The sequence below is a fragment of the Corynebacterium sp. c25Ua_89 genome (assembly GCF_047459735.1).
Taxonomy (GTDB): Bacteria; Actinomycetota; Actinomycetes; order Mycobacteriales; family Mycobacteriaceae; genus Corynebacterium; species Corynebacterium simulans.
This window is the reverse complement of record NZ_JASBOD010000009.1, coordinates 36,356-53,284: the sequence shown is the minus strand read 5'-3', so window position 1 is coordinate 53,284 and position 16,929 is coordinate 36,356. Positions and strand designations below refer to the sequence as shown.

Below are 16,929 nucleotides of genomic sequence, written 5' to 3'. Positions count from 1 at the left end.
TCTGCTACATGAAAGCTACTAAGGCTTAGCCGAAGCGGCCGGAGATGTAGTCCTCAGTGTCCTTCTTAGACGGGTTCTTGAAAATGGTGGTGGTGTCATCGAACTCCACCAGGTGTCCCGGCTTGCCGGTGGCCTCGAGAGAGAAGAAACCGGTCTTGTCGGACACACGCGCTGCCTGCTGCATGTTGTGGGTCACGATGACGATGGTGAAGTTTTCCTTCAGCTCGTGGATAAGGTCCTCAACGGCCAAGGTGGAAATTGGGTCCAGTGCGGAGCAAGGCTCGTCCATGAGGAGAACCTCTGGCTCCACGGCAATCGCGCGAGCAATGCACAGACGCTGCTGCTGACCACCGGACAGGCCGCCGCCCGGCTTGTCCAGACGGTCCTTAACCTCATCCCATAGGTTTGCGCCACGCAGGGACTTCTCAGCGACTTCCTTCAGCTTCTTCTTGTTCTTCTCACCGGACAGACGCAGGCCGGCGACAACGTTGTCCTCGATGGACATGGTTGGGAACGGGTTTGCCTTCTGGAAGACCATGCCGATGGTGTTGCGGACGGAAACCGGGTCAACCTTTGGGCCGTAGATGTTCTGGCCGTCGAGCAGGATCTCACCCTTGACGGAAGCGCCAGGGATGACCTCGTGCATGCGGTTGATGGTGCGCAGAACGGTGGACTTACCGCAGCCGGAAGGGCCGATGAACGCAGTAACTGCCTGTGCTGGGATCTGCATGTTGACGTTCTGTACGGCGTGGAAATCACCGTAGTAGATGTTCACGTCATTGAGCTCAAGCTTTGACATTTTTGATTTACTCCTGTTGAGGGGCTTTAGGTATGGCGGGCGGGCGTGTTACTTCTTGACGGAGAACTTCGCAGAAACGAAGCGCGCCGCAATGTTGAGGATTGCAATCAGCAGGACCAGCGTCAGTGCCGCGCCCCACAGCTTGTCCAGAACGGCCGGCTGGGCGCCGGACTTGTACATATCAAGCATCATCAGCGGCAAGGAAGACATTGCGCCATCCATTGCGTCCCAGTTGATGGAAGAGGTCGAGCCGACCAAGACCAGAACCGGTGCGGACTCACCCATGACGCGGGCAACGGCCAGCATGATGCCGGTGACGATGCCGGACAGAGCGGTCGGCAGAACGATGCGGGCGATGGTCTTCCACTTCGGCACACCCAGCGCATAGGCAGCCTCACGCAGGTCCATCGGGACGACGCGCAGCATCTCCTCCGTGTTACGAACGACGATTGGAATCATCAGCAGCACCAAGGAAAGTGCCACAGCCATACCGGAGCGCTCGAAGCCGAAGAGAGTAATCCACATTGCGAAGACGAACAGTGCAGCAACGATAGAAGGAACACCAGAGAGGATGTCCACCATGAAGGTGGTCAGGCGGCTCAGCAGGCCACCGCGGGAGTACTCCACCAGATAGATAGCGGTGAAGATACCGATTGGCACGGAGATAATCGTCGCGAGAATCGTCTGCACGAAAGTACCGATAATGGCGTGGAGTGCACCACCACCAGCTTCGGTGTCGAGGATGCCGCGCTGCGAGGTAGTCCACCATTCAGGGGTGAAAATGGCGCCGGCACCGCGAGCAAAAAGCTCCCACAGAACCCAGACGAGCGGAATCATGGCCAGAATCATCGTGGCCCACACGATGATGGTGGCGACGTTGTTGGCAGTCTTGCGGCCTGCAGAGATATCGAGGAAGGCAGAACCGGAATTCTGGGGCAGAGTCTTTACTGGAGTAGACATTGTTTGCTTCCTCCTACTTGTTCTTCACGATGGAACGGGCAATGGCGTTGACCACGAAGGTCAGGAGGAACAGCATGAGACCGGCCGCGATATATGCACCTGCACGCATCTCGTTACCGAACTCGGAAGCTGCCAGGGCAATCGCCGTTGCGAAGGTAGTACCTCCGTCAAAGAGCGAGAAGCGGAAGTCAATCAGCGGCGAGACAACCATGTACAGCGCCATGGTCTCACCCAGCGCACGGCCCAGGCCCAGCATGGAACCGGCGATGTAACCGGACATACCAAAAGGCAGGACGGTCATGCGGATAACTTCCCAGCGGGTCGCGCCCAGCGCCAACGCGGACTCAATCTGGCCCGGTGGGGTCTGCACAAAGACCTCACGCGCGGTGGCGGCGATGATGGGCAGAATCATCACTGCCAGCACGATGCCACCGGTGAAGATGTTGCGGCCGGTCTCGAAGGAAGGCGAATTGTCGTAGGTGGTGAACAGGAAGAAGCCGCCAGCCCACGAATGAATCCACTTATAGAAGCCCGAAAGAGCCGGGCCAAGAACCTGCCAGCCCCACAGACCGTAAACGATGGACGGAACGGCAGCGAGCATGTCGACCAAGAAGCCAAGCGGTTTCACTGCGCGGGCCGGAGCGTAGTTGGAAAGGAAGATAGCAATGCCAAGCGCAACCGGCATCGCAATCAGCAAGGCAACGACGGAAATGAGCACCGTGGAGCCGAACATGGTCGGGATACCGAACTGCATTGCGTCTGTGTTGTTAGTCTCCCAGCGCTGACCGTAGGTGAAAAAGCCTAGGAAGCCGCCCTCGTTGACGTTCAGTGCAGGCACAGCACGCCAAATCAGGAAGGCTGCGATGGCAGCGATCATCACGGTGATTAAGGTTGCGGAGGCGGTGGAGAGAAACTCGAAAATTCGGTCACCTGGGCGCTTTACACCCGAACCGGACTTCACGGTTGCGGCCTCGGAGCTACCAGTAGAAGAAGCAGGCCGCGAGGCGGCTTCTTTCTGCTCATTTGGTGGCGCCGTGGTGAGATTGTTGTCTGCCATGAGACTACGAAATCCTTTTCAACGGAAACTTTGGAAATGAATGTGCAACACACCGCAGCCCCCAAAGGCGCTCTAATGAACGGATTTGGGGGCGGACGGTGCTGTCTTTTATTGCGTATCCAGCAAATTACTGGATTGCGTCAACAGCAGACTTCAGACGCTCGAGGTGGTCACCGGTAACAGGGATGAATCCAGCGGACTCGAGGTCGGAGCTCTGGTTATCCAGAACGGTCTTGAAGAAAGCCTTGACCAGTGCGGAGGTTTCCTCATCGTAACCAGCGGAGCAAACGATGTTGTAGGTGGTCAGGATGAGCGGGTAGGAACCCTTGGTGTCGGAACCGAAGAGCGCCTCAGAGTCAACAACCATGTTGTGCTCGGAGCCGGTCTCCTTGAACTTCAGGTTGTCGAGTGCAACGCCGACGGTCTCGTTGGACAGCTCAACCGGGCCGTTGCCGAAGTCGATCTTGGCAATCTTGACGCCGTCAGACTCCTTCTGGTGTGCGTATCCAGCCTCAACGTAGGTGATTGCACCGTCGATGGAAGCAACCTGGTCAGCAACGCCGGAGGAACCGTTTGCGCCCTCGCCGACAGCGTCCGGGAACTGCTTGCCCTCGTTGTCCCAGTTGCCGGTGGCGGTCTTCAGGAACTTCTGGAAGTTGTCGGAGGTACCGGACTCGTCAGAACGGAAGATGACGGTGATGTCGGTGTCTGGGAGGTCAACGCCCTCGTTGGAAGCCTTGATCTCTTCGTCGTTCCACTTGGTGATCTCGCCCTTGAAGATCTTTGCCAGGGTCTCGGTCTTCAGGTTTACTTCCTTGTCACCCAGGTTGTATGCGATTGCAACCGGGCCGATGGTGGTTGGCAGGTGCCATGCGTCGTTGCCCTCGCAACGCTTCTTGGCAGCCTCAATCTCACCCTTGTCCTCCTTCAGAGCGGAGTCGGAACCAGCGAAGTCAACGGTGCCGTTGGTGAAAGCCTCAACGCCCGCACCGGAGCCGGAGGAGGTGTAGGAGAAGTTAGCGTCTGGGTGCTCGTCCAGGAAGGCCTTCTCAAAGACGGACATTGCGCTCTTCTGGGAGGATGCGCCCTCACCGGTGAGGTCACCGGAGACCTCAGAGCCGCCCTCAGAACCCGAATCGGATTCAGAGCAGGCAACAAGGCCGGTGGAGGTTGCGGCAACAATGCCGAAGATTGCAGCGGTGCGCTTGAAGTTGCGGATCACAGGAAACCTTTCCAAAGCAGAACAGAGATTGTTATCCGAGTAAACCGCACATCGCATTGGCAAAAGCGAAAGAGTTGAAAGAGAACTACCAACACCGCGGTTAACTCACGAAATGTAAAGCTATCCGCGGCGGGTTAACCGCAGAGGTGGTTTCAGGTGAACAACAAGTGAACATGTAGCCAAAGCTGGTGAGACTAATCACGCCCTGAGTAGACAGAGTGATCTTCAATGACGCTAAATCCGAGGCGTTCATAAAGCTTTACAGCCGGTTCATTGCCCGCCTCGACATAGAGAATCACACGGTCAGCACCCTTTTCCACCATTCGATTCAGGCCATAACGCAGCAAAGGCTTTCCCAAACCTTGGCCGCGATAAGCCTCCGAAATGCCGATCACATAAACCTCACCAAACTCATCAGTTTCCTCCGTGTGCCATTTTGTCCAGTGGAATCCGGCCAGCACGGGGGCTGCCTCATCATCGTCTTTCTTGGTGTCCCAATAGAAAAGGACATCTGCCGGATCGAACCATTCCGCTTCCATCCCGCGGTGCAAACGCTCTATATCCCATCCGCCTTGCTCCGGATGCCAGGAAAAGGCTTCGTTGTTGGCCCGCACCCATTCCTGCTCGACCAAGTCCGTGCCCCACCGCTCTACCGAATCGGTGAAGTTGGCGGGAGTATACGGGGCGTCGCCAAGCGTGGAGTGCTTTGCCAAATCCTTACCGGCAACCTCCATGACCAGAAGCTGACGCACCTTTTCCATGTGGTTCTTCTGCGCCACAGCCTGGGCTGCCGGCAGATTGCCGTGGGCCCAGACATTTGCCGCAGGCTTTATCGCCCGTACGGCATTCAGCAGCTCGTTGCCCCAGCCACGGCCGCGATATTCGGGGTGGATAAACATCTCAGCGTCGTCTCCGGCGACAGCTGCAAGGCCTACCGGCTCCGCGGCGTCGCTGAGCACCAAGTGCGTGTGTTCCAAGCGCGCGTCATCCAGGCCCAAGATGAATTGCTCCGACAGGGGCGCAATACCGTCGACGCCCCGTGCTAAATCAGCGATTTTTTTGAGCTTGCCTGCGAGTTCTGGGCACTCTGGAAGTTGATAGGTTTCGATATTCATACCCACCAGCGTACGTGCGGTAAGAATAGAAGAGTGACTGTTCTGCAAATCAACCGCAACGTTGTCCGCCTCGGCATCGTCGCCATCGTGGGCACCCTCGCCTGGCTTTCGGATTCTGCCGTGGCCATGCACGCAGAGCACACCGTGGCCCAAGAATCGAAGGCTGTCTCGCGCCTCGAAAATACTCCCGACGTCTACATTGGCGGCTTCCCTTATACGCTCGCCACACTGACCAAAGAGATTCCTTATCTCGAGGTGCAATCTCTCGACGTCGAGGTGCCAAAGCTAGGCATGGTCAATGCTTCGACCACCATGCGCGATATCACCATTACCCCGCAACAAGTCTTTAGCGGGAAATTCGAAGGCGCCCCCGTCTCGACCTATACCCGCAGCATCAGCCTGGATGGCGTGGCGCTGGGCAGGCTGATGGGCATTACTGATCTTTCGATTGCAAACCCCGACAACATCTCCCCTATCGGCGGCACCGCAGCCGAGGCAGAGCTGACGGGTACGCTGCCAGGAGATAAAAAGAAGTCAACGGCAAAGGTCGCGCTGCGCCTGGTTGGCGAGCAATTCCACATGAATGTCTACGACACCGAGGATCCGCGCCTGAAAAAGGCCTTCTCGATGCAATTCGACACCCGCGACCTACCGCTGCCTGCACAGGCGACGTCCGTGAAACTGCATGGTGGCTCCATCACCTTTGAGGTGCAGCGCCGCAACATCAAGTTGAAGTCCACCCAACTGTCCCCTCTCGAAATCGAGGGTTCGGAGGAAAAGGCGGTGAAGGACGCGGAAAAGCGCGCCGTGGACACCGCCCAGCGCGTTGGTCAGGCCAGCTAGCGCTACTTAATCCGCACCAGATCGCGAAGAATCTCGCGCACGCTGCGCTCATGCGGTGGGCGCGGCTGCGAAGGCGCAAAGACCTCGATGGCATCTGCCACCGACTCCAAATGCACCTTGGTGAACTTGCCTTCGGACTCACCATCGGCCTGGAAGCGCTTCGGGGTCGGCGTTTCCAGGTCGACCACCTGCGCATCGTCGAATTGCAGTGCGCGGGCCTGGGTAATCTTGCTCAACACGCGCTTGCGATCAACGCCCATCAGGTGCAGCATGCCCACCAAACCGTGAATGCCGCCCAAGTCAGAAACGCCGAAGAGCCCCAGACCCTTGTCAAAAGAATTGCGCGGGTTAGTAACCACCGGCAGCGGGCCCAAGAAGGTCCACGGGTTGGTATTGGAGGTAAACATCAAAGGCACCTTGTGCGCAGTAAATTCCTTGCCATCACGATTGACCGCATGGACGGAAATCTCCGGTGGAATGACGCGCGCACGCAGATAAGCCTGTGCGGAGACCGTCAGATAACGCAACGGGGTGGCCGCAAAGCCCATCTCACGGGCACGATCCACGCGCGCCAAGACATCCGCATCGAGGCCAAAGCCGGCGTTGACCGCGAACCAGCGCTCGTTCCAGGTGCCAAGGCGAATGGTGCGCCGAGTATCGCGCTCCAGCAGGCGTGCCAGTACGTGGGCGGCCTCCACAGGGGTATTCGGAATGCCTAAAGCGCGGACGAAAACGTTGGCAGAACCAGTCGGAATAACGCCGAGCACCGGCAGCTCCTCCGGAGCCGGGCGCTGGTCATTGTCTGCCGGACCGAGCAATCCGTTGACAACCTCATTAACCGTACCGTCGCCACCAAAGACGACAATGGCGTCATAATCCGCACGCCGAAGACCGCGCACGCTCTCTTCTGCATGCCCCGCATAATGGGTAAATTGCATGCGCAGGTGGACGCCTTCGACATCTCGCAACAGCGGAATGACCTGCCTGAATAAAGCATCGCTCTGCGAAGTCGAGTTCGGATTTGAAATCATTAATGCTCGCACAGCGAACCAGCCTAGTGGTTTATATCCCTTTAAGGCGACTAGGCTGGTGCGTCATGAGCGAAAATAGCAACGAAAAGCTAAATGGCAACGACGCTGTCAACAATGCCGCCGAGGCATGGAAGGACGCAGCGAACCGCAACATCCCGGCCATGGAACTCGGCAACAACCCTCTGCCGCAGGAAACCGCTAACCTGCGCCAGGGCCCGTCGCTTCACGACGGCCTGCTAGCCCTTCTTCCCCTCGTAGGCGTCTGGCAAGGCGAAGGCCAGGCCCACGATGCTTCCGGCGAGCAGTACACCTTTGGTCAGCAGCTTATTGTCAGCCACGACGGCGAGAATTACCTGACTTATAGCTCTCGCACCTGGCGCATCGACACCGAGGGCAAGCCACAGGGTGCCGATATCCGCGAATCCGGTTACTGGCGAATCTCCTTGAAGGACGAGATCGAGATGACCTACACCTCCTCTAACGGAATCGTGGAGATCTTCTACGGCGAGCCTTTCAACGAGCGTGCATGGCAGCTCGAGTCCGCCTCCACCATGGTTACCGAAACCGGACCGAAAAACTTCGGCCCAGGCAAGCGCATGTACGGCTTGATGCCGAACAACAACCTGGGTTGGGTTGACGAGCGCATGGTCGACGACGAGATGCGCCCGTACATGTCCGCTGAGCTTGAGCGCGTAGCAGGCTAGATTAAGCCCTACCGCGCAAGCGCGGCATCAAGCAGGCCTCGAATTTCCGCAGCGTTATCCGGGGCCTTTAGCTTTGCGTCATTGAGGCTTGTAACGCGCACGGCGGTGCGTACTGAAGAGACCAACCACACCGAATCGCAGCGCTCAAGATACTCCGGCGTGATTTCCTTAGCCTTGCAGCGATAGCCCTGCTGCTGCGCGTATTCGAAGAGCGCAGCCTGCGTGGTGCCGGAGAGAATCCCCTTCGCTGCCGGGGTGCGCAGCTTGTTTCCACGCACTGCCACGACGGAGGAGGTAGCGCCTTCCAAGACAATGCCGCTGTCTGGGTCGACGAAGATGACGTCATCAAATCCCTTCCCCTTTGCCAGGCGCAAGGTAGCCATGGTGGCAGCGTAGTTCAGCGTCTTGGCGGGCAGTTCCTCGGCCACGTGCCACAGGCGCGGGGTAGTCATTACTTTGACGCCCTTCTCGCGCTGCTCAAGTAGCTTTTTATCGATTGCCTGCACCACGACCCAAGCGCTCGGGTGGCCCGTCGAGGCACGCCCGCGGGTATATGTCCACGTGCACTTGGCCTCGCTTGTCTCATCACCGCCGAAGTAATCCGCGATGGCGAGTTCGGTGGCTTCCTTCCACTTTTCAATCTGCGGTTCCGGCAGCTCGAGGGCCTGCGCTGAGTTCACAAAGCGCGCGCTGTGCCGGGCAAGGTTGGCTACCTTGCCATCACGCACCAGCAGCGACTCAAAGATGCCGTCGCCGCGAGTGACAGCGGCGTCATCCCAATAGATAAGTGGCAGCGACGGAAGATGCTTGCGCACAGAGCCACCATAGGGCTCTACAACGTAGATGACCGGCTCTTTTCGAGGCGTGAACTCCATAATTTTTATTATGCCCTACCATCGGATCTCGTGAGCTATTCTTCCCCACTTTTAGCGCGCACAGGCGCCGCTGAGTTCCAAGACGCCACTGCAATCGACGCCGCGGGCGTCGCCTGGCACTACGGTAACCCGCTCAAGGAGCAAAGGATCATCGAAACCGGCTCCGGGATCGTGGACCGCTCCCAGCGCCGCGTCATCAAGGTCGAGGGCCCAGAGGCTGCGACCTTCCTCAACAACTTGTTATCGCAAAAGCTTGACGACGCCCCCTCTGGCTTCAGCGCCGGCGCCCTCGACCTAGACATACAGGGCCACGTGCTCCACCACATGGATCTCACCCGAGTTGGCGAGGCCTTCTACCTGGATATTCCAGAAGCCCAGTTTTCTTCGCTGCTGGATTTTTTGACCAAGATGATCTTCTGGTCCCAGGTGACGGTAGAAGAAGCGCCCTTAGCGGTTATCACCGTGCTGGGTTCTGCCCTGCCGGCGCCAGCGAGCGCGGTGGTGTCGCGCGACGTCGCCTGGCGCGGCCCGCAGCGCGCGGACTATCTCGTCCCGCGTGAAGAGCTAGAGGCTGCCGTGGCGGAACTGGAATCGGCTGGCGGAACCTTGGTGGGACTGATGGCCTACACCGCCGAGCGTGTAAAGGCGCTGGAGCCGGAGCTCGCCGCGGACCTGGATGCAAAGGCGATTGCCCACGAGGTCCCGCACTGGATTTCACGCGGGGATGCGCCGGCATTCGTGCACCTGAACAAGGGGTGCTACCGCGGCCAGGAGACCGTCGCCCGGGTGGAGAATCTCGGCCGCTCGCCGCGGCTTTTGGTGATGCTTTATCTGGATGGTTCGGCGCCTACTCGTCCGGAGATTGGTGCGGACGTTACTCTCGGCGGGCGCCGCGTGGGACGTCTCGGCACAGTGGTCGATGACTGCGACTTTGGTCCCATCGCACTCGCGCTGGTCAAGCGCTCGGCTTTGAGCGGCCAACAGCTTTCCATTGGGGATGTCGCTGCATCCGTGGAAAATGACTCAATCCCCGTCGATGAGGGCCCGAAGGCGGGACGAGCTGCGGTAGAAAAGTTGCGTGGCCGATAACTCATTTAGCCCTCTGCGCGAGTTATCCCACTCGTTTTGGCATATGTAGGGGGGTGGTGCGGAATTTTTTCGTCACACAGGCTATTGTGTCTAACAGGAAGATACACTTTTAGATTTAAGCCGATGGGGCGTCCAAGAATCCCTGGAACGCCCTACTCACCTCAAGGGGGTCATGCACATGGGACGCGGACGCGCAAAGGCAAAGCAGACCAAAGTTGCACGCCAGCTGAAGTACAATTCGCCTGAAATGGATCTGGATTCGCTCCAGCGGGAGCTTGCCTCCCAAAACCCGAACAACTCCCACGATTACGAGGACGAGGATCCTTACGCCGACTACGTCGACGAGTGGGACGAAGACGACGAGGAGGACCAGCGCTAAGGCGCTTTCCTTTTCGCCGCTGGGACTCCAGCTGTAGGCCGCAGCCGCTTCGCGTGGTTGCGGCCTTTTGCTTTTGGCCGCTGCCTGGCTCTTTCCCGCGCTACCCTGCTCTTCACGGCCGCTTCCCTGGTCTGCCTGGGCTGCCCCTACTCTTCCCTCGGCCTTCCTTCAGCCTTCCCTCGGCCGGCATTTCCAAATGGTGAGGAACAAATGGTGAGGTGAGGCGTCACCCGCCCCAGGAGCCCACTACAGCCACAGTGGTTACAGTGCAACCTCACCATTTGAAAACCACACTAGGCTTCAACTGCATTTGGCGTCCGCTGGACAGACGGCCCTAAAAGGTGCGGTTTACCATCTGCACGAAAACACCGAGGAGCCGAGCGGAAGCGCAGGAAAACCGGCGCCGGAAGGGGAAAACCACAAACGACCTCCCCTCCTCCACCGCGATGTGGCAGAGAACGGAAGGCCGAAAGCAGAAGTGGTTGGGCGGGCTTAGTAGTTCGGGTGCTCGCCGTTCATGATGACGCGCTCTTCGCCCTCGCCGGCGGCGCGGATGGTGCCGAGCTCCCACGCATCAACGTGGCGGGCAGCCATCATAGCCAGGGCGCGCTCGCGATCCTCCGGAGCGACGACGGCAATCATGCCAACGCCCATGTTGAAGGTTTTCTCCATCTCTTCCAGGGAAACCTTGCCCACAGAAGCGATGGTCTTGAAGATCTGGCCCGGGGTCCAGGTGGAACGGTTAACTTCAGCGGTCAGGCCCTCCGGAATGACGCGCTCCAGGTTGCCGGCCAGGCCACCGCCGGTGACGTGGCAGAAGGTGGAAACGTTGCACTCAGCGGTCAGAGCCAGGCAGTCCTTGGCGTAGATGCGAGTCGGCTCCAGCAGCTCCTCGCCGAGGGTGCGGCCAAGCTCCTCGATGTGGCCATCGAGCGGCAGACCTGCCTGCTCCAGCAGGACGTAGCGAGCCAGGGAGTAGCCGTTGGAGTGCAGGCCGGAAGAGGCCATCGCGATGAGGACATCGCCGTCGCGGACCTTGTCCGGGCCCAGGATGGAATCTGCCTCGACTACTCCCACGGCGGTTGCGGAGACGTCGTATTCTTCTGGGTCCATTACTCCTGGGTGCTCAGCGGTCTCGCCGCCGAGCAGCGCAGCGCCTGCCTGCACGCAGCCCTCAGCGATACCCTTCACAATCTCTGCGACCTTCTCCGGTACGACCTTGCCCACGGCAATGTAGTCCTGCAGGAATAGCGGCTCCGCGCCGCACACCACGAGGTCATCGACGCACATTGCAACCAGGTCGATGCCGATGGTGTCGTGGACGTCCATCGCCTGCGCAACGGCCAGCTTGGTGCCAACGCCATCGGAGCCTGCAGCCAAGACCGGTTCTTTGTATTCGCCCAGCTTGAACAGGCCCGCGAAGCCGCCCAGGCCGCCCATGACCTCCGGGCGGGTTGCACGCTTTGCGTGCGGCGCAAACAGGGTGACGGCACGGTCGCCTTCTTCGATGCTGACGCCAGCTGCCGCGTAAGTATTCTCGCTCATTTTTGTTCCTTGCCTTGTGTTTTAGGATTCTTCGCCGAGCAGGGAGCGCACGGCCTCAGCGTTCGGGTTGCCGGCCGGGAGGCCGAGTGGGTAGACACCGTCAAAGCAGGCGGTGCACAGCTCATGGTGAGGCTGCTGGGTCGCAGCGACCATCTCATCGATGGAGACGAAGCCGAGGGAGTCCGCACCGATGGCGTCACAGATAGTCTTGCAGACTACCTCTGGGTCATCCGACGGATTCGCATTCGCAATGAGCTCGCCCGGGGAGGCGAAGTCAATGCCATAGAAGCATGGCCACTTCACTGGCGGCGAAGCGATGCGCACGTGCACCTCCGCCGCGCCCGCCTCGCGCAGCATGCGAATCAGCGCGCGCTGGGTGTTGCCACGCACGATAGAGTCATCCACGACCACCAGGGACTTGCCCTCAATGACCTCGCGCAGCGGGTTCAGCTTCAGGCGAATGCCCAGCTGGCGCAGCATCTGGGTGGGCTGAATGAAGGTGCGGCCAACGTACGCATTCTTCACCAGGCCGTGCGCGAAGGTGATTCCGGACTCGCGGGCATAGCCCACGGCCGCCGGGTTACCGGACTCAGGCACTGGAATGACTAGGTCCGCATCTGGGGCCGGGTATTGCCGCGCTAGGCGACGCCCGATTTCCACACGCGTCGCATTCACCGAACGGCCCTTGATGTCGGTGTCAGGACGTGCCAGGTAGACGTACTCGAAGACGCAACCGTGGTGAGTTGGCTCCGCGAACTTCTCCGAGCGGATGCCCGCCTCGTCGATGGAGATGAGCTCGCCCGGTTCAATCTCGCGGATGAACTGCGCTCCGACGATGTCGAGCGCACACGTCTCCGAAGCTACTACCCAGCCCTTTGGCAAACGGCCCAGCACCAGCGGGCGCACGCCGTGTGGGTCACGCGCAGCGTAGAGCGTGTGCCCATCGGTAAAGGTCAGGCAGAATGCGCCCTTCACACGCGGGAGCAGCGCACGAGCGGATTCGAAGATGCTGACGCTATCACTCACGCCGTCGGCAAGCAGCATGGACAAGCACATGGAATCGGAAACCGACTCTTGCTGCGGTGCAACCAGCCCGCGCTCTACTGCTTCCTCGCGCAGCTCCAAGTAGTTAACAAGGTTGCCATTATGGCCCAAGGCAATGTCGATGCCATTGGAGGTGGTGGCAAACATGGGCTGCACGTTGGCCCATTCCTTACCGCCTGCGGTGGAGTACCGGGTATGCCCTACGGCGATGTTGCCTTGAAGAGAGGCCAGGATGGATTCATCGAAGATATTAGACACCAGGCCCATATCCTTGAATACGACAAGGCTGTCATCGTCACCGACTGCGATACCGGCGGCCTCCTGGCCACGGTGCTGCAAGGCGAAGAGACCAAAGTAGGTCAGCTTCGAAACCTCTTCCCCCGGAGCCCAGACGCCAAAGACGCCGCATTCCTCGCGGGGTTCGGTCTCGTTGTGATCATCGAGATTGGTGATATGGGGAGTTCTTTCAGCTACCACGGCGCTAATCCTAGTCGTTGTGGGCAGTAGAAACTAACGGAATGACTGGCAGCCATCCTGCGATTTCGCCGGAGCGGGAGCCGGAAGCTTCGAGGCGAGCGGCGGAAACGGCTTCTTCCCAGCGGAGCAGGCCCGTGGCCAGCTGCAACCACGTCAATGGGTCCATCTCCACCACATTGGGTGGGGTACCCCTCGTATGGCGAGGACCTTCGATGCATTGAACTGCCACGAATGGGGGCACCCGCAGCTCCACGGAATGGCCCGGCGCGTCGACTTCGAGGGTGCGGGCGGTGCGACGGACGGCATCGGCAAGCAATGCCCTACCTGGTTTTTCCACCTCATCGGGGCGTTTTATCCAGTCTTGGACCGCCACCACGGCAGCGCGCGTGGCCGCTGGGTCTACCTTATTTTTCATGCGCTAATTCGGCCTCCCTGATAACTTTCTATGCATGTCACTAACCCTTCCGGAACAAGAGAATACTGAAACCGCGAAGTCGCCATCGATCACCCTCCGATTCATGGCGGCGCCCACGGATATGACCATCGCTGGTGCGCAGGGCATTGGCGGCGGCCGCGTCTTGGAGTGGATCGACAAGGCAGCGTATGCGTGCGCGGTCCAGTGGTCCGGTGCCTACTGCGTTACCGCCTATGTGGGCCACATCCATTTCACTCGCCCGATTCCTTCCGGGCACTTGGTGGAGGTGCGCTCGCGAATCGCCATGACAGGCCGTTCTTCGATGCACATCGTCAACGAAGTCCTTTCCGCAGACCCACGCGATGGCATCTTCACGCGCGCTTGCGATTGCTTGGTTATTTTCGTGGCGAAGGATCCGGAAACGGGTAAGTCCACCCCTGTGCCACCGTTTGAGCCGACTTCCGACGACCAACATCGTGTCTGGGAGGCGGCCGAGTCCCGCATCGAGCTGCGCCGAGCCATCGAGGATGAGATGGAAAAGCAGACTTATGACGGACCTTCCGACGCCCCGCGCATGATCAACCGCTTCCTAGCAAAGCCGACCGACGTCAATTGGGGCGGCAAGGTCCACGGCGGCACCGCCATGGAGTGGATCGATGAGGCGGGCGCGGCCTGCACCATGGAGTGGTCGGGCGAGCACACCGTGGCCGTTTATGCCGGCGGTATTCGCTTTTACCAGCCGATTGCCATCGGTGACCTCATCGAGGTGGATGCCCGTATGATGCGCACCGATGCACGCTCCATGCAGATGTCCATCCACGTCCGCTCTGGCAACCCGCGCGGTGGACGCCAGAATCTGGAGACTGCCATCCACGCCACGGTTTCTTACATGGCGATGGACGCCGACTGGCAGCCGATGGCAGCCCGTCAGTTCACGCCGAAGACGGCAGAGGACAAGGCGCTGTGGGAGCACGCCGGCGTCCTGCGCGAGCTGCGCGGAAAGTACACCCCGAAGCCACTGGTTGTGGCTCCGCAGCACCAGCACTTGGATTAGTGCGCTGGCTCCACGTTGACGGCAACGTGGAGCTTTTCAACGTTTTTGGCTTGGCGCAGCTGCGCGTTCCAACCGGAGCCTTCTTTTTGTTTAAAAAGCGCCGTGGTGGCCGGCAATATGACCGGCTTGTAGAAGTCTGCTTGCACGCGCACTGCATCGGGCAGGCGACCCTCAAACGCAGTGAGCATCTTGGCGTGGGTGAACATGCCATGGGCAATCGTGTTCGGAAAACCAAAGGCCTTCGCGCCCAGCTGGGAGGTGTGAATGGGGTTCTTATCCCCAGAAGCGGCTGCGTAGGTCTTTACAGTTTCCGGGCTAAAACGCAGCGTTGCAATGGCCGTTACCCCCGGCGCGGGCTTTTCCGGCTGCGGCAGGAAGCGGGCGGCTTCTGGCCTTACCTGCACATCTGCCGGGGTGGAGGAAGAAAAGTGCGCTTTTGGCCCCAGGAATGCGGAGGTTTGCTGCCAGACCAAGATGCCTTCTACATAGATGGAGGTAATCATGTCGAGCACCAGCCCCTTGCGGTGGCTGCGCAGGTTCTCCGCGTGGACGTCGATGGTAAAAGCATCTTCCACGTGCAAAGGGCGGAATTGTTCAATCTTGTTTGAAAGATGAACAATGCCCATGGCGGGGAAAGGAAAACCCGGCGAGTCCATGACTTTGACCGCTAGCGGGAAGGCCAGCGCATAAGGGTAGGTAACCGGAACCTCGTTGCCCAGGCGGAAACCCACTGCTTGGCAATAAGCAGCAAGATGCTCCGGATCAATGTGTACACCTTCTACCCGGTAGGCAATTGGTGGGTCATCGATAACGCGTTTTCCCGCAACACCGGGCAGCGCCTTTATCACCTGCTTGCGGTAAAGCTTGGAAAGCTGCGGAATCTCTTTCAGGTTCTGCACATTGCGGTCTAGCATTTACGCTCCCATCATGTTCTGGCCGCACACGCGCACGGTGTTACCTGTGACCGCCGCGGAGGCCGGGGCGGCGAAGTAGGCGACGGTCTCGGCGACGTCAACTGGCAAGCCGCCCTGCTGCAGGGAATTGATGCGGCGGCCAATCTCACGTGGGCCGGTGGGCATGGCTGCGGTCATGGCAGTTTCGATAAATCCCGGCGCCACCGCGTTGATGGTGGAACCGTTGTCCGCCAGTACCGGGGTGAGGGCATCAACCAGCCCAATGATGCCGGCCTTGGTGGTGGCGTAATTGGTCTGGCCACGGTTGCCGGAGATTCCCGCCATGGAAGACACGCCCACCACCGCTGCCCCGGCTGCAAGATCTCCGCTATCCAGCAGCGCCTCGGTGATACGCACTGGAGCTATGAGGTTAACGGCGAGGACGGCGTCCCACTGCCCCTCGTTCATATTTGCCAGCAGCTTGTCTCGGGTAATGCCGGCATTGTGGACGATGACGTCGATGGGGCGGCCATAGTGGCGCTGCGCATGCTTTGCGATGGTCGCGGCAGCACCCGGGTCAGTAACGTCCAGCGGTAGCGCGGTGCCCTTGACCTTGTTTGCCGTTTTGCTGAGGTGCTCACTCGCGGCGGGGACGTCGATGCAGATGACTTGCGAGCCATCGCGAGCCAGCACCTCCGCGATAGTGGCGCCGATGCCCCGGGCTGCGCCGGTGACCACGGCGAGACGGTCTTGAGAAGGCGCCTGCCAGTCTGCGTCCGCCTCGGCGGTAGCGGCTTTCACACGCACCACCTGGCCGTCTACGAACGCTGACTTACCGGAGAGGAAGAAGCGCACCGTGGATTCGATTTCCGCCGTGGCGCCGGGTTCGACCCAAATGAGGTTCACGGTACCGCCTTTGCGCATCTCCTTAGCCAGCGAACGCGTGAAACCCTCGAGGGCGCGGGCGGCAATGCGGGCATCGATGGTCGCGGTTTTCTCCGGGGTGGTGCCGATGACCAGCAAGCGCGCATTCGGTGCGAGGTTGCGCAGCTGCGGATGGAAGAAATCGTAGAGCTCCCGCAGCTGCTCTGGCTCCTCGATTCCGGTGGCGTCGAATACCAGCGCACCCCGCTCAGTTTCCGCCTCCACCGAAAGCAGCTGATAGTCCACTGCGAGCGCAGTGGAAAGGAAGTGGGCGATGCGGCCTGCTCCTGCAGAACCAATGACCACTGGGGCGCCTAAAGCCGGCTCCCCGGGGGTGAAGCGGCGCAGCGGATAGCCCTGCGGCACGCCCGCCTTCGCGGCCACTGGAGAGTTGATTAGTTTCTCGGCGAAATTGAGTTTGGGCATTCGAAATCCTTCCTTTAACAAGGTTGCAAGCCTTTTTGAAAGAGGTTGCAAGGTTAGTTAATTGAGTGATACAACTA

At 59.6% G+C, this 16,929-nt stretch carries 17 protein-coding genes; 5 read left to right on the top strand and 12 right to left on the bottom strand.

The annotated features are described in order from the left end of the window. Nucleotides 1-25 precede the first annotated feature (25 nt). The 5 genes from pstB to mshD all read right to left on the bottom strand — a co-directional run bounded on the left by pstB (nt 26) and on the right by mshD (nt 5,153). Nucleotides 26-799: a phosphate ABC transporter ATP-binding protein PstB gene (gene pstB, locus QKB66_RS11805; protein ID WP_061924498.1), complete on the bottom strand. Its 774-nt coding sequence runs from the start codon at nt 797-799 to the stop codon at nt 26-28. A 48-nt stretch (nt 800-847) separates the two neighbouring features. After that, nucleotides 848-1,759, bottom strand: coding sequence for a phosphate ABC transporter permease PstA (pstA, locus tag QKB66_RS11800; RefSeq protein ID WP_414253372.1), 912 nt, complete (start codon nt 1,757-1,759; stop codon nt 848-850). Between the two features lie 13 nt (nt 1,760-1,772). Beyond that, complete coding sequence (pstC, locus tag QKB66_RS11795; RefSeq protein WP_248093162.1) at nt 1,773-2,816, bottom strand: phosphate ABC transporter permease subunit PstC; 1,044 nt, start codon at nt 2,814-2,816, stop codon at nt 1,773-1,775. Between the two features lie 127 nt (nt 2,817-2,943). Further along, nucleotides 2,944-4,038 (bottom strand): phosphate ABC transporter substrate-binding protein PstS, encoded by a 1,095-nt coding sequence (pstS, locus tag QKB66_RS11790; protein ID WP_414253371.1) that lies wholly within the window; start codon nt 4,036-4,038, stop codon nt 2,944-2,946. Between the two features lie 194 nt (nt 4,039-4,232). Beyond that, nucleotides 4,233-5,153, bottom strand: a complete 921-nt coding sequence (mshD, locus tag QKB66_RS11785) for a mycothiol synthase (RefSeq protein ID WP_248093159.1) — start codon at nt 5,151-5,153, stop codon at nt 4,233-4,235. Nucleotides 5,154-5,186: 33 nt separating this feature from the next. Here mshD and QKB66_RS11780 point away from each other — a divergent pair, with 33 nt between their 5' ends. Then, complete coding sequence (locus QKB66_RS11780; RefSeq protein ID WP_061924512.1) at nt 5,187-5,996, top strand: DUF2993 domain-containing protein; 810 nt, start codon at nt 5,187-5,189, stop codon at nt 5,994-5,996. Between the two features lie 2 nt (nt 5,997-5,998). On the opposite strand, the gene QKB66_RS11775 is transcribed toward QKB66_RS11780, so the two are convergent. Next, nucleotides 5,999-7,039 (bottom strand): diacylglycerol/lipid kinase family protein, encoded by a 1,041-nt coding sequence (locus QKB66_RS11775; RefSeq protein ID WP_414253370.1) that lies wholly within the window; start codon nt 7,037-7,039, stop codon nt 5,999-6,001. Nucleotides 7,040-7,092: 53 nt separating this feature from the next. On the opposite strand from QKB66_RS11775, the gene QKB66_RS11770 reads away from it, so the two are divergent. Next, nucleotides 7,093-7,731, top strand: a complete 639-nt coding sequence (locus QKB66_RS11770; protein ID WP_414253369.1) for an FABP family protein — start codon at nt 7,093-7,095, stop codon at nt 7,729-7,731. An 8-nt stretch (nt 7,732-7,739) separates the two neighbouring features. Here QKB66_RS11770 and QKB66_RS11765 read toward each other — a convergent pair whose 3' ends face one another. Further along, entirely contained in the window at nt 7,740-8,606 is an 867-nt protein-coding gene (locus QKB66_RS11765) for an aminodeoxychorismate lyase (RefSeq protein ID WP_414253368.1), read from the bottom strand. Nucleotides 8,607-8,636: 30 nt separating this feature from the next. On the opposite strand from QKB66_RS11765, the gene QKB66_RS11760 reads away from it, so the two are divergent. After that, the gene (locus QKB66_RS11760; RefSeq protein ID WP_414253367.1) at nt 8,637-9,695 is read left to right on the top strand and encodes a YgfZ/GcvT domain-containing protein; all 1,059 of its coding nucleotides are present in this window, start codon (nt 8,637-8,639) and stop codon (nt 9,693-9,695) included. 178 nt (nt 9,696-9,873) lie between these two features. Continuing rightward, nucleotides 9,874-10,074: a DUF3073 domain-containing protein gene (locus QKB66_RS11755; RefSeq protein WP_179294342.1), complete on the top strand. Its 201-nt coding sequence runs from the start codon at nt 9,874-9,876 to the stop codon at nt 10,072-10,074. A 492-nt stretch (nt 10,075-10,566) separates the two neighbouring features. Here QKB66_RS11755 and purM read toward each other — a convergent pair whose 3' ends face one another. The 3 genes from purM to QKB66_RS11740 are packed head-to-tail and all read right to left on the bottom strand — an operon-like array spanning nt 10,567 to nt 13,555. Next, nucleotides 10,567-11,619 carry a phosphoribosylformylglycinamidine cyclo-ligase gene (purM, locus tag QKB66_RS11750; RefSeq protein WP_061924525.1) on the bottom strand — a complete coding sequence of 351 codons (1,053 nt, stop codon included), beginning with the start codon at nt 11,617-11,619 and terminating at the stop codon, nt 10,567-10,569. A gap of 21 nt (nt 11,620-11,640) precedes the next feature. Continuing rightward, the gene (purF, locus tag QKB66_RS11745) at nt 11,641-13,140 is read right to left on the bottom strand and encodes an amidophosphoribosyltransferase (RefSeq protein WP_414253366.1); all 1,500 of its coding nucleotides are present in this window, start codon (nt 13,138-13,140) and stop codon (nt 11,641-11,643) included. A 10-nt stretch (nt 13,141-13,150) separates the two neighbouring features. Next, nucleotides 13,151-13,555: a sterol carrier family protein gene (locus tag QKB66_RS11740; RefSeq protein WP_061924533.1), complete on the bottom strand. Its 405-nt coding sequence runs from the start codon at nt 13,553-13,555 to the stop codon at nt 13,151-13,153. Nucleotides 13,556-13,589: 34 nt separating this feature from the next. Here QKB66_RS11740 and QKB66_RS11735 point away from each other — a divergent pair, with 34 nt between their 5' ends. Next, a complete protein-coding gene (locus QKB66_RS11735; RefSeq protein ID WP_414253365.1) occupies nt 13,590-14,609 on the top strand; it encodes an acyl-CoA thioesterase in 1,020 nt (339 codons plus the stop codon). Here QKB66_RS11735 and QKB66_RS11730 read toward each other — a convergent pair. After that, nucleotides 14,606-15,523 carry a MaoC family dehydratase gene (locus tag QKB66_RS11730; RefSeq protein WP_414253364.1) on the bottom strand — a complete coding sequence of 306 codons (918 nt, stop codon included), beginning with the start codon at nt 15,521-15,523 and terminating at the stop codon, nt 14,606-14,608. The two genes, QKB66_RS11735 and QKB66_RS11730, sit on opposite strands and share 4 nt — an antisense overlap. Beyond that, nucleotides 15,524-16,852 (bottom strand): 3-oxoacyl-ACP reductase, encoded by a 1,329-nt coding sequence (locus QKB66_RS11725; RefSeq protein WP_414253363.1) that lies wholly within the window; start codon nt 16,850-16,852, stop codon nt 15,524-15,526. Nucleotides 16,853-16,929: the final 77 nt, after the last annotated feature.